Annotated in this window: 10 protein-coding genes and 1 pseudogene; 10 read left to right on the top strand and 1 reads right to left on the bottom strand. The window is 39.2% G+C overall.

Annotation, left to right across the window (positions count from 1 at the left end):
* Positions 1 to 125: 125 nt before the first annotated feature.
* A pseudogene (locus tag FTV43_RS12910) lies at positions 126 to 524 on the bottom strand (type VI secretion system ATPase TssH); the annotation flags it as partial.
* A gap of 439 nt (positions 525 to 963) precedes the next feature.
* Between FTV43_RS12910 and FTV43_RS12905 the strand changes: the two are divergent.
* From FTV43_RS12905 to tagF, 10 genes are all read left to right on the top strand, one after another.
* Entirely contained in the window at positions 964 to 1623 is a 660-nt protein-coding gene (locus tag FTV43_RS12905; protein WP_136144010.1) for a hypothetical protein, read from the top strand.
* A gap of 15 nt (positions 1624 to 1638) precedes the next feature.
* Positions 1639 to 2142, top strand: a complete 504-nt coding sequence (tssB, locus tag FTV43_RS12900) for a type VI secretion system contractile sheath small subunit (protein ID WP_004972705.1) — start codon at positions 1639 to 1641, stop codon at positions 2140 to 2142.
* On the top strand, positions 2135 to 3616 hold the full coding sequence (gene tssC / locus FTV43_RS12895) for a type VI secretion system contractile sheath large subunit (protein WP_136144009.1): 1482 nt from the start codon (positions 2135 to 2137) through the stop codon (positions 3614 to 3616). Before tssB ends, tssC begins: the two co-directional genes overlap by 8 nt.
* A 45-nt stretch (positions 3617 to 3661) precedes the next feature.
* Positions 3662 to 4165: a type VI secretion system tube protein Hcp gene (locus tag FTV43_RS12890; protein ID WP_004972712.1), complete on the top strand. Its 504-nt coding sequence runs from the start codon at positions 3662 to 3664 to the stop codon at positions 4163 to 4165.
* Positions 4166 to 4246: 81 nt separating this feature from the next.
* Positions 4247 to 4723 (top strand): type VI secretion system baseplate subunit TssE, encoded by a 477-nt coding sequence (tssE, locus tag FTV43_RS12885; RefSeq protein ID WP_004972715.1) that lies wholly within the window; start codon positions 4247 to 4249, stop codon positions 4721 to 4723.
* Positions 4724 to 4735: 12 nt separating this feature from the next.
* A complete protein-coding gene (gene tssF, locus FTV43_RS12880; RefSeq protein WP_179995659.1) occupies positions 4736 to 6544 on the top strand; it encodes a type VI secretion system baseplate subunit TssF in 1809 nt (602 codons plus the stop codon).
* A complete protein-coding gene (tssG, locus tag FTV43_RS12875) occupies positions 6508 to 7509 on the top strand; it encodes a type VI secretion system baseplate subunit TssG (RefSeq protein ID WP_004972723.1) in 1002 nt (333 codons plus the stop codon). The genes tssF and tssG overlap by 37 nt, the downstream gene beginning before the upstream one ends.
* On the top strand, positions 7503 to 8930 hold the full coding sequence (locus FTV43_RS12870) for a hypothetical protein (RefSeq protein ID WP_179995658.1): 1428 nt from the start codon (positions 7503 to 7505) through the stop codon (positions 8928 to 8930). The genes tssG and FTV43_RS12870 overlap by 7 nt, the downstream gene beginning before the upstream one ends.
* Positions 8931 to 8955: 25 nt before the next feature.
* Positions 8956 to 12780, top strand: coding sequence for a type VI secretion system membrane subunit TssM (gene tssM, locus FTV43_RS12865; RefSeq protein WP_179995657.1), 3825 nt, complete (start codon positions 8956 to 8958; stop codon positions 12778 to 12780).
* Between the two features lie 37 nt (positions 12781 to 12817).
* Positions 12818 to 13777, top strand: coding sequence for a type VI secretion system-associated protein TagF (gene tagF, locus FTV43_RS12860; RefSeq protein ID WP_179995656.1), 960 nt, complete (start codon positions 12818 to 12820; stop codon positions 13775 to 13777).
* Positions 13778 to 13779 lie beyond the last annotated feature (2 nt).

The raw sequence follows: 13779 nt of genomic DNA, 5'->3' as shown, positions 1-13779 counted from the left end.
CAGCTTGCTTCAAGATACTCATGATCAAGCTGTCTGAATACTTAGATGTTTTCATAGAAAATCTCCTTAAATCAAGGTTATTCGATTTTCTACTTTTAAACTCAATGATTTTTAGGGGGGATTACCGAGGCACGGATTGCCACTTGATATAAATCGGCAGAAGTTAATAAGGCAATGATTAAATGACCACTGCGAATAATCGGCTGTTGATCTGCAGCAGCGAGTAACCAAGCTTGTTCTAATAAAAGAATAATTGATTTTGTGAAAATAGGTGTACGTGTATTTCCTTTAGACAGTGTTGTAAGGCTGTTATTTAAATCATCAATAAATTTGGATTTTGATATTTTATATTTAGCAAATAATATAGAAAGATCAGTTTTGGATTGTTCCTTTAATAATTCACATAAAAGATGTTCAATCTCGACTTCATAATGACTTTGACTTATGCAAAAGTTTACAGATTTTTCTAATGCTGTTTTAGTCGGTTGCGAAAGTTTTGTAATGAGTGTTTTTAGGTTGTTCATTATCTGGCTCTAACTTTATCGTAAGAAAATTTTTAGTTTTAAATGAATCTAATCGTTCTATTTTTATTTAAATTATTGAAAATAATATATTTTACTTTTATTTTTGCGACAAAAACGATTGCTTTCCTGTCTTGGGAAACCGCATCATATTTAAATCAAAAAATAAAATCAAACTAAATTTTAATATTTTTAAATGTTGTAATTCACTCACAACAAAATATATTGGAATACTTAACTGAATTTTCACGTATGACTTGACTTATCTATTCATGTTCTAGTTAAATGCGCTCGCTAAATTATTTTATAACTATATTTGAACTGGAAATAATCAAAATAAAAGTTAATTTTGACTCCAGTTGAATTACAAAAATTAAGAGAAACTCATTTTAATAAAAATGATTAGAAATTAGTTCAAATAACAAATAAATAAGAGGTTGTCTTGAAAAGAATCGTTATTTTTATCACAATTTTGTCTGGTTTTACTTTCAATCAGCATGTGGTTGCAAATACATCAGAAGTGAAGCTTAAAAAGAAATGTATCCAACAATATCCGTGGATGGAAGGGGAGTCAGACCTTGCTTTGCGTGGTATTTATGCGCAGATTTGTGACAAGAAAAATCGTCAAAATAAAAATAATTTACTCATTCAAGCCGCACAGCAACATCAGCAGCTTGGACAGAATTTTAAAGCATTGCAGTTGATCAGTCATTTGCACGAGCAAGATATTCAAAGTACTGCATTGACGGATGTGCAATTTATGGCAAGTACGCAAATGGCATCTTCAGCGATTGAGCAAATGCGTCGTAATGAAGTTCGCTATTTAAGTGAAGAACAGACTTATCCAGCAGCAAAAAACTTGGTCGATGCAATTGAACAAGCAAAGCCTGCACCTGTTTTAGCGGTAAAAGAGGCTTCTAGTTACGTCAAGAAATCGTCAAAAAAATCACTGCAACCTAAACCTAAACCTAAAAAGCAAATATCTAAAGTGACTGCAAAATCACCAAAAAAAGAAAAAACCGTAACAACTCAACCTGTAAAAATGGTTCAACTTGCTGTTGCACCAAGTAGTACAAATCCATTTGCGACTTTAAAAAAATAACCAAAGGAATCACTCATGGCTAAAAAAGAAAGCGTGCAGAAGAAACTGCAACGCATACGTCCACCGCGTGTTCAGCTGACTTATGATGTTGAGGTTGGTGATGGTATTGCATCTAAAGAATTACCGTTTGTGGTTGGAGTAATGGGGGATTTTTCAGCGGCATCCGAAGTAGAAAAGACCAAATTAAAAGACAAAAAATTCATTAATGTCGATTTAGATAATATTGATGAAGTGATGCAATCTTTAGCACCGCGTGCGGCTTTTCAAGTGGAAAATACCTTGACTGCGGAAGGTGGAAAACTATCCGTTGATCTCATTTTTAACTCGATGGAAGACTTTCGTCCAGAACAGGTCGTACAACAAGTGGATCCGCTGCGTAAGTTGCTAGAAGCGCGTGAGCGTTTAACGGATTTGCGTAATAAAATTTCTAATAGCGAACGTTTAGAAGATTTACTGGATGAAGTGCTGAACAATACCGATCAAATTCGTCAATTGAGTGCAGAGGCTGAACGTGAATAATTTACAAACAGCAGTTGCATCAAATCAGCAAGTAGAATCGGTAGGTTTATTGGATTCAATTATTGAGCAAAGCCGTATTGCGCGTAATGCGGATGAGCAGATTCGTGCCAAAAGTTTGATTGGTGAGTTGGCAAAAGAAGTCATGGCGGGAACAATTACTGTTTCTGAGAATATGACGCTGTCTATTGATCAGCGTATTGCCGAAATTGATGCATTAATTTCCAGTCAGCTCAGCCAGATTATGCAGCATGCGCAGTTTCAAAAAATTGAATCAACTTGGCGGGGGCTTTACTATTTTTGCCAAGAAACACCCTCGAATAGCATGATCAAAATTCGTATGTTAAATACGACAAAAAAAGAATTGGTCAAAGATTTTCAGGGGGCAACTGATTTTGACCAAAGCACTTTGTTTAAAAAGATTTATGAAGAAGAATATGGCTCGTTTGGTGGAGCGCCTTATGCGGCACTGATTGGCGATTTTGAGTTTGATCGTACCCCGTCAGATATGTATTTATTGGAACAAATTTCGCATGTGGCTGCAGCGGCACACGCACCTTTTGTATCGGCTGCAAGTCCGAGCATGTTAGGACTTGAATCATTCACGGATATTGACCGCCCGCGTGATGTTTCAAAAATCTTTGAAACGGCTGAATATGTGCAATGGCGTTCATTTCGAGAGAGTGAAGATTCACGCTATGTTGCATTAATTATGCCGCATGTGTTGGGTCGCCTGCCTTACCATCCCAAAGATGGCACAGCCACAGAAGGCTTTAATTTTATAGAACATGTGTCTGGCGAAAAGCATGATGATTATTTATGGATGAATGCTGCTTATGCTTTTGGCACGCGCTTAACCAATGCTTTTGATATGCATGGTTGGTGTGCTGCGATTCGTGGGGTTGAAGGTGGTGGTTTGGTAGAAGGCTTACCTGTACACACCTTTAAAACCTCAGATGGTGAAGTGGTATTTAAATGCCCGACTGAAATTGCCATTACAGATCGCCGTGAAAAAGAACTCAGCGATCTAGGTTTTATTCCTTTGGTTCATTGTAAAAATACCGATTATGCAGCATTTTTTGGTGCGCAATCTGCACAGAAACCTAAAAAATATGACAATGATACAGCCAATGCGAACTCTGCATTGTCGAGTCAAATTCAATACATCATGGCGGTGTCACGTATCGCACATTATTTAAAAGCCATGATGCGCGACAAAGTCGGAAGTTTTGCATCTGCAGGCAATGTGGAGGCCTTTTTAAATGAATGGCTTTCGCAGTATGTCTTGCTTGATGATGGTGCATCTCAAGAAGCAAAAGCGCAATATCCGCTTCGAGAGGCATCTGTAAAAGTTGTAGAAGATCCAGCTCAACCGGGTCATTACAAGTCTGTGGTGTTTTTAAGACCACATTTCCAGCTAGACGAGTTGTCTGTTTCTTTGCGACTCGTGACTGAATTACCTCAGTCCTCACATTAAGAGCCTAATCATAACTTTAAATATAAAAATAGAGGTCAATTATAAATGAAAGATATATATGTTGAGTTTCGCGGCAAGTACAAAGTCGATGGAGAATCACGAGATGCTGAACACAAAGGTTGGCTTGAAGTGAACTCTTGGTCACATCACATTCGTCAACCTAAATCTGCGACCTCAAGTAGCGTTGGTGGTCATACCGCTGAACGAGTTGAACATTCAGATATGATTTTTGTGAAAGACTTAGATGCAACCAGTCCTAAATTATGGGAAGCGTGTTCTGCGGGTTATACCTTCGATGAAGTGCAAATTGATTATTATCGTGCCAATGGCGATAAGCGAATCAAGTACTTACAAATCAAATTGAAGCATGTTTTGGTTTCAAGTGTGACGCCTACTGTAAATGAAGAGGGCGTTCCGGCTGAAACATTTGGTTTGAAATATGCAGCAGTTGAGTGGACGTATAACCAACAAGACATTAATGGCACTGCAAAAGGTGCAGTGACGAAAAAGTGGTCGTTGTCCAATAACACAGCTTCATACGCTGCTTAATCAAGCATGGGGTGATTAGACTGAGGTCATAGCACCTCAGCTCTAATTTCTCAAAATCTCTCAAAGATTATCGTGATCATCATGAATTTAGATCATTTATATCCTTATGGTTTTAGATCAACTTTATTTGATCGTTTGTTCGCTGAACAAGAAAACGGATTAAGCGGGATGTCGATTCAGCAATTGCGCGAGTCAGTTGCACGTGATTTAGAAGATTTGCTGAATAGTCGAATTGCAAAGTTTGATCGAAATATGGATGAGTTCCCACTCGTTAAAAAATCGATTTTGCAGTTTGGCATTATTGACTTTATTGGATTGTCGACAGCGAACCCTTTAGATCGCGATAAAATTTGTCAATCGATTGAGCAGTCCATTACAGCGCACGAACCAAGATTGAAGCAGATTAAAGTTGACATGCTATTTGATGGACACAACATGGGCGCGCTTTGTTTAAGTATTCAAGCTTATTTAAATATTCACCCATTGTATGAGCCTGTTTTTTTTGATGCCTTACTCAAACCCACAACACAACAATATGTTATTTCTGCCCGAGCTTAGTGGGAGTCCACTGTGATAGAGCAACTTTTACCGTATTATGAAAAACAATTACAAGAATTCGGTCAACAATCTAGAGCATTTGCAGAGAAATATCCGAAGATTGCACAGCGACTCGCGTTAAATCAAGAGCAAATTGATGATCCGCATATCGAGCGTCTCATTCAGGCATTTTCCTTTATTGCTGCACGTATTGATAAAAAATTAGCAGACAGTTATGAGGTTTTTACTTATTCTTTGTTTGAGGTGATGTTTCCGCAGTATCTACGTCATTTTCCCGCGTGTACGGTGGTGAGTTTTGATGAGCGCGATAAATTGAAACAATTGACTGCAGCACAGTTAATTCCAGCAAAAACTACATTAAAGTCACGTAGTTTTAAAGGCGTACAATGTGAATTTAACACCAGTCAAGATGTGCGTTTATTGCCGATTGCAATAACGGATTTGGCATTTCAGACCTCACCAAGTGTACATCTGAATTTGAATCAGAATGCAACTTTAAGTCTGAAATTTGAAATTTTTAATGATGCACACAGCTGGATTTTAGATGAAAAACTACCGATCTATTTGGATGCTCTTTCTAATTTTCCCCTACAAGTTTTAGATGGTATTTTTCGTCAGGAAACAGCTTTTTCCCTTCGTGTTGGACAAAGCGTAACTGATATTCGCAACCCATTTACCGTGATGGGATTTAGCGAACAAGAGAGTTTATTGCCGATTGATCAACACACGCATCATGCTTATCGTTTATTGATGGAGTATTTTTGTTTTCCTGAAAAGTTTCATTATTTAAACTTTGATTTGAGTGTTTTAAATGAACACTTGCAGCAGCAAAATAGTTTTGAAATATTGATTCATCTCAAACTGAATTTGAATAATCAGGCACTTCTACGCAATTATTCCGCATTGAATGTCGCAAATTTTAAATTGTTTAGTACACCTGCAATTAACCTGTTTGAAAAGCAGGCAGAACCGCAAAAGATTTTACATACACAATTACACTATCCCTTGATTACAGATGCGCATCACCCTGAGTTATATCAAGTTTATGCAGTGATCGAAATGAATATGCTGCGCGAAAAGACTCGGCAGGCTGCAACTCATTTGCCTGTTTTGCCATTTTTTGCCATGAGTCATTATCATCCAGATCAAACTCAATTTTTTTATACGCTGCATTATCAGCCTGTGCAAAATAAAATGATGCCAATCAGCTATTCGATTATTTCCAAACAGTTGCAGCCAGATGAAGTTAAATCGGATTTTATCAGTACACGTTTGCTGTGTTCCAACGATGATTTGGCGCATGAAGCGCTAAGTCAGAGCAATCATGTTCTACATTTAAATGACAGTCGTCTGGCAAGGCGTGCCAATATTCTAAAACGACCTACCTTGGCGGTTTCATTTGATCAAAATAGTCAGCAACAATGGCGCATTATTTCGCATCTTTCACTCAATACTTTGGCTTTAATGAAAGGTGATGCTTTGAGTCACGTGAAAGAGCTTTTAACTTTATACAATTTGCCGCAGTCGAAAGACAATATTGTATTGATTGATGCAATCAAACAACTCAGTTTTTCCACAACACATAAGTTAGTGAATACACAGCCATTTCCTATGTTTGTTCGGGGTGTGAAAGCTGAGCTTTGTATAGATCCACGTGTTTTTCATGGACACAGTCTTTATATTTTTAGCCAATTATTAAGTCATCTTTTTAATCTGAAAGTTCAAATCAATAGTTTTGTGGATGTCGTCATTAAAGACAGTCTGAATCAACAGGAGATCTACCCATGCGTGCAGAACGTTGGTGGCAAGACACTTCTATAATTGATCAAGTCTTTAAACAGCCAGGCACATTTGAATTTGTTCAATCGACGCGCTTATTACGTCATTCGACTGTAGTGCAAGGTCAATACCATTGGTCAGCAGCGTTTTATTTTGAACCTTCATTTCGCTTGAGTTTTCCATTAGCGGAAATTGAATCGTTGCATTATCAGGATCAACGTATTCATCTAAGCAATTTAGTGATCGGACTGACTGGTATACAAGGGGCTTTGCCTTATAGTTATACGCATCAGTTAAAACAGCATTTGCGTCAACAGCGTTTGGAAGCGCAAGCATTTTTAGGCTTATTTAATCATCAACTGACCGCAAAATATGTCGATGCGACTTTGGCATATCACTTGCCCATCCGCTATGAGATAGAACACAAAAATGATTATCTCGATATTTTGCATGCGTTAAGTGGTTATTCGAGAACTCATCATGAACAGCCTGATTTAGATGAATATTTTGCCGAGTTTTCTGGATTCATGCAGGGGCAGAATAACACTGCACATGCCTTAAAAACGGTCTTGTCCTGCATTTTTGCGCAGCAAATACATATTCGGGAATTTGTAAAAGAAAAGTTTCAGTTACAGGATGAACAAAAATCCTGCTTAGGTGGCAAGAATCCAAGTTTGCTCGGGCTGAATACGTTTTGTGGAAGTACTATGCAGCAAATGGATGGGAAAATTGAGATTCAAATTGGGCCTTTATGCCGAGCGCAATATCTCGCTTTTTTGCCAGATCAACCTTTAAGCCACAAATTAAAACGTCTGATTGAAACATGGTGTGATCCAAGTTTGCATATTGATTTGCGTTTGATTTTAGGTCGAACAGAAATTCAGCCGATGTGTTTAGATTCAAAACATGAGATGGGGTTGGGGCAAGGTGCATTTTTAATGCCTACTAAGACATTAGACCATCATGCTGAAACTTGCTATGCCTTAATAGGACGTGCGCCATGTTGAAGAAGTTTTTAGCAACATGGATTGCCTGTTTTATTTTGTTTGGATGGGGCGCGATTGATTATTGGCGTGATATTCAATATCAACCTGAATTGACAGATTTGATTGCATATTTTTTGGTTGTACCGATGCTGATCAGTGCAGCTTTGTTTGCACCTTGGTTTATTTATCAGGTTTATCAGCACTACAAAATGCAGCGGCAACAAGCTTCACAGACTGAATTTGATTCAGCGCAGTTTTTCACAACAGCCATGCCTCATGTTGACCCTCAATATTTGAAATTGCATGTGTATGCAGCAGCTGCATATAGTGCTTTAGGTGAAAATGAGGCAATTCTGGAAGGTATTCAGCATTTTACCAGTCCAAAGTTAGATCGAAATTTACTGAATTTACATGGGCTGCCTATGCTTTCGTATCGCATTGAAGATTTAGATCAACAGCACGGTGATGGAAGTGCGCATGAGCAAGATGAATCATGCTTGTCACTTCGACAGCAGCGCATCATGGCATTAATTCAACAGCAAATTGAACAGCACATTACGCTTTTGAGTCTGATCTCAGCGCAGCTAAAATGCTCAAGTTTATTTTATGAAAGCCAGCATTTACATGAATATCGTATGCATCCTGCATGGACAGATTTAAGTTTGGCAGATACTGAACAGGGTGAGCTTGCTCAGCTTGAACAGGTCTATCGTTTAGATCGTCTGAATCTACATATTTTATTGTCTGCAGAGCTTGTAGATGTTTGGGATGATTCACACAGTAATACGGCTATTCAGCGTATTTTAGATGAAATGGGCATCATTTTAGAAAAAATTCACCTTGAATATCATTATCTAAGCGCATTATCTGCCGAACAGGAACTACTGGAATTATTTGAGCGCATTCAGCATCAAGCACATGAAATTGCTTTGATCATTGTGGTGGATTCTGAAATTGATCAAGTATTGATTGATGAAAAATGTTGGATCAATAGCAGCTATCTCCCTGCCGAATTTATTAGTAGTTGGTGTGTTGCAAATACTGCTGTGCAACTAGAACAGCAACGACCTATCAAGGCTTTTAATCTATTTGCCGATCAAGCTCATGTGCAACAAATATTTGAAATATTAAAACTGCGTGAGTTGGCACTAGACCAAGCCGAAGCGCCTTTTGTATTCATGCTTGAAGATGCTACGGATCGTAAAGCAATGAAAAAATGTGAACAGTTTTTCGCAGAAAGTCCTGTCGAGCCGTATCACTATTTATATTGTAAACCCGCTGTCGGAAATACCCTGAACTTAGCCAAACCATTTGGGTTGATGTTGGCAGCATTGCTCCCAAGTCATCAAGCCGCTTTGGTTTATACACAAAATTTACAGGCATGCATCCAAACTTTTTCTGAGATTCCCGCAGAGCGAGCATGTGCAGCATTTGCTGATTAATGAACAACAATAATAAGAGAATTCCATGCATATTATTTTAGCTTATTTGTGGCAGTACATGAGTAATCCTAAAGCGATGATTGCTTTATCTTTATTCATTGCCTTGCTATCCACATATTCAGTGCTACCCCGCAAAATATTTTGGATATTGGTAGTCAGTTATGCGCTGAGTGTCATTGCCTATGTTATTTATTGGCTCATCCAGCGCAAACAGCACGCGGAACAAGGTGAAAAACTTGCCCATGCTATTGAACAAAACCATCAGGCTGTTTCTACCCAATATAAAGACAAGGCAGAATTACAATCAATTCAACAACAAGTGAAAGAATCAATCCAGTTGATTCGTAAATCTAAACTTGGCGATAAAAAGGGCAATGCTGCCTTATATGAATTGCCCTGGTATATGGTGATTGGTAATCCTGCTGCAGGTAAAAGTTCTGCAATTTATAACTCAGGCTTGAAGTTTCCATTTGAAGAAACTCATCAAAAAATGGTGTCAGCTGGTTTAAGCGGCACCCGAAGTTGTGACTGGTTTTTTTCTACCCAAGGCGTTTTGCTAGATACAGCAGGACGTTATTCGGTGTATGCAGAAGATCATGCGGAATGGCTTGGCTTCTTAAATATTCTTAAAAAAAGCCGAGCCAAAGCCCCTGTAAATGGCTTGATTGTGATCGTGAGTATTGCTGAATTAATCAGTCAAAGCCCCGAACATTCGTTGAAACTTGCTAAAAATTTACGTGCCCGAATTCAGGATTTAACCGAAAGACTGGAAGTTGTGGTTCCTGTGTATTTGGTATTTTCCAAAATGGATTTAATTGCAGGGTTTACCGAGTTTTTCAATTGTTATGCAGCGCAAGAATATAATCAGGCTTGGGGCGCGACTTTGCCTTATGAGCAAAACTCATCGCAGCATGCCGTGACATTGTTCGAGAAACATTACAACATTTTATATGATGGCTTAAAAAGCGTGAGCACCACACATTTAAGTCGCCGTCATGCTCAAAATATTTCGCCGAGTGTCATGACATTTCCATTGGAATTTAAAACTTTAAAGCCAGCATTAAAAAGTTTTATTGGGACTTTATTTGAAGATAATCCGTATCAATTCCAACCTGTTTTTCGAGGTTTTTACTTTACCAGTGCGTTACAGGAAGGCAGCATCGAAAGCCCGATGACAGAAAGTATCGCACAAGAATTTCAACTGCAGCAGATTGCAAGTCCTTTTCAGGACGAAGAAAAAAGTTCGATTGCCCCAAATCATGGCTATTTTTTACAAGGTCTGTTTTCCAATGTGATTTTGCGAGATCAGCATTTGGTGAAACAACATATTAATCCTGCGAAAAAACGTCAGCGTTATATGGCATTTACTGCTGCATTGCTTGGTGTTGGATTGTTGCTCAGTGTTTGGGTATGGTCATATCGCCATAATCAACAACTGATTGCCGATGTTCAGGCAGATTTAGATCAAGTTGTACGTTTGGAAAAAACTTCTGGGCAGGTTTTATCCACGCAATTGGAAAGCTTATTAATTTTACAAGCGCGACTGCAACAGTTGGATGGATTTTCCGAACAACGTCCACTTAAGTTCAGTTTTGGCTTATATCAGGGCAAGCAGTTACGCGAACAGCTCAAAGTTGAATATCTAAAAGGTGTTCAGCAGATTGTATTGTTGCCAACCCAGCAAAATATCGCGCAATACTTACAGCGTGTCCAACAAGATGCGGCAACACTCAAAGCGCATCGTATACATGCAAAAACGCAGCAAGTTGCGAAAACTCAACCATATTTAGAGCCTTCCGTGCAAAATCCGCAAGATGCTTATAATGCGTTAAAGGCTTATTTAATGCTGACGAATCCTGAATATCGGGAGAACAGTCATTTAAGTGATCAGATTTCACGTTTTTGGCGCACTTGGTTGGATGCTCATCTTGGGGAAATGCCACGTACTGACATGATTCAGCAGGCAGAAAAAATCCTGTCTTATGCCATGACACTCGCTCATCAGGACGATTTTCCTGTACTGGAAAGTGATGCACAAATGGTCGATCAAACTCGTCAAGTGCTGTTGTCGGTCATTCAGGGAATGCCTGCACGAGATCGGGTATATAACGAAATAAAAATGCGTGCAGCAGTACGTTTTCCTGCGCTAACAGTCAGTCAAATTGTGGGGGAGCAACACAGTCGCATTGTTTTAGGCAGTCATGCTTTGCCTGGCATTTTTACGCAGCAGGCGTGGAGTGAATATGTCGAACAAGCAATTGATCAGGCAGCCAATCAGCCAACGGACAGCAAAGATTGGGTACTCAATAGCCGTCAGTCAGATGATCTGACTTTTTCAGGAAGTCCTGAACAAATCCGTAAACAATTGCTGAGCTTGTATCAGCAAGAATATGTAAGTGAATGGAAGAAATTCCTAAATGGTATTCACTATGCCAAAACAGATCAGTTCAGCCAGCAAGTGAAACAGCTTGATTTGTTGGGAGAGCCGCAAAACTCGCCAATTCGCAAGTTATTGCAACGTATTGCAGTGGAAACCAATTGGGATAATCCAATTGTGCAAGCTGAACTTGCTGTGCCTGAACAAGGATTTATGGCGTGGTTTAAAGACAAAGTGCTGCGTCAGTCTAATGACAAAGCTGCAGCACAGGCGACCCTAAAAGCGCAAGGTGCGATTTCTCAAGAATACCAAATGTTTTATCAACTGCTGCGTAAACGTGACGATTTACAGGATCAATCTCTGTTTGATGTGTATATGAACAACCTTGCACAGGTGCGCAGCAAGTTAAATGATCTTCAAACGGCAGGGGAAATTGGACCAAGTGCAATGGCATTGTTCAAACAAACCATCCATGATCAAAACTCGGTCTTTAATACAACGCAAAAATATGTCGATGAAAAAATGATGGTGGGTTTAAAAGAGGCTGACCAACAATTATTACAAAAACTGTTGATGACACCGCTAACTCAATCTTTTGCAAGTTTAATTGTACCGACACAAGATGAAATTAATAAATTATGGCGTATTCAAGCCTATCAACCGTTTGCAACACATTTAGGTCAGAAATATCCATTTCATTCAGGGGGGACTTTACAGGCAACCAGTCAGGAAATGGGACAAATTTTTGGTGAAACAGGAAGTATTGCTGGCTTTGTCAAAGACACTTTAGATCCGTTGTTGATTCGTCGTGGTTATGTCTTAACTTCAAAAACATGGAAAGATTTAGGCTTAAATTTAAATCCTCAGTTTGTGATGGCATTTCCGCAATATGTTGCGCCAATTCATGGTATGGCAACAGGACGTTTAGATCAGCCTGCAACATCTGCTGTTTCAAATCAATCCAATTTCCAATTTTATCCATTACAGCACCCACAATTTTTATCGTATAGCATCGATATTGATGGTCAGCGAATGCAGTTTGAAAATGGAATTCAACAATGGGTCAACTTTGTGTGGCCCAATCCAGGCGCAATTCCCGGCGTGCGTATTAGTGCAGTCGATTTAAACGGTCAGTCGCATACTATTTTTGAAGCACTGGGCGAATATGGCATTAACCGTTTAATTGATGCTGCACAGCGCAAAGAGCAAAACGGTCACTTTGAAATGACTTGGGTCAGTAAAACGGAACCATCTTTATCTTTAAAAGTGAATTTCCGACTCATTAGCGGACATAGCTCGGGCAATATTGGTTCAAGTCGTGGTTATGTGGGGTTGCAGTTGGTCGATCAAGTCACCACGACCAAAGCACCTCTTGTGGTTGCTGCACAAACGACAGCAATGAGTCCCGCACAAACAGCGGCTACGCAGTCTAAAACTACAATGTCTGCACAAGTGGGAGGCGTTCCGCAATGATCAAGAGAAATAACACTTGGCAAAAGGCGTGGTGGGTATGCAAGCAGTAAAAACCGTACCTTTATATTATGGAAAAATACCTGCCCGTGGTGATTTTATAAAGTCTAAAGGGCAATCGGAACTCATTCAGCAGCTCGATCAGTGGATTAGTAATGCACTGGAACATGCCATGCAGAGCGCAGATTTTAAACAGCGTTATGCAACTTTGCCTGCTTTAGATTTTTTGATTGCCCATCCAGCAGAACCAATGTTTTTAGCTGTTAATTTAAAGGCGAGCCAAGATAGCTCGGGGCGGGCATTTCCAATGCTACTGGGGCAGTTGTTTGAGGTCGAACAGCCGAGTCAAAAGTTATTATTTGTGCCGTTTTTTTACAAAGCTATTTGGACTGATTTATTGCAACGCAATCAGGTCTTAAGCAATATCCGTGATCCCAATATGTCATTTGAACTGTTGAATCAATTGCCGAATAGGGTTCAACTTTTGAGTGCAGAAGAATACCAAGACTTTTATGAAAAACACAGCACGCATTCATTGGCACAATTAATGAAAATCAGTGTCAATGACTTGGCTCAGAGTATGATTGGGTTGGGACTTTTACTGCAACCCGTCCTCAAAAATGGCACTCGTCGTTTAAACAAAGTGATGATTTTACCGCTGAATCATCCGCGATATTGCTTTGAAATCGCAGCATTTTGGATGGGCATGATCGGGCGGTTTTTAGGCGCGCATCATACTGAAATTTTGCTGGGGATACTACATTTTGAGGCACCCATTTTGATCATTGATTTTCAGGGGGCTGATGTCATGACGCTGCGCGATCTATTTATTCAAAATATGCAGGGTGAACATTGGGTTTCTTTAATTCAAGCCACTTGGATTGATGCTTATTTAGAACAAAATGCAGGTCTTGCAACATTGGAACAATTACTTTGTCAGCGGCAGTTAAATCTTAACCAAGCATTAAAGCTGTTTAGACAAACTTTTTTAGATGAATAAAT

It is taken from the genome of Acinetobacter sp. YH16053 (genome assembly GCF_013417035.1).
Classification (GTDB): domain Bacteria; phylum Pseudomonadota; class Gammaproteobacteria; order Pseudomonadales; family Moraxellaceae; genus Acinetobacter; species Acinetobacter towneri.
The sequence above is the reverse complement of the archived record's forward strand: the minus strand, read 5'-3'. Positions and strand labels throughout refer to the sequence as shown.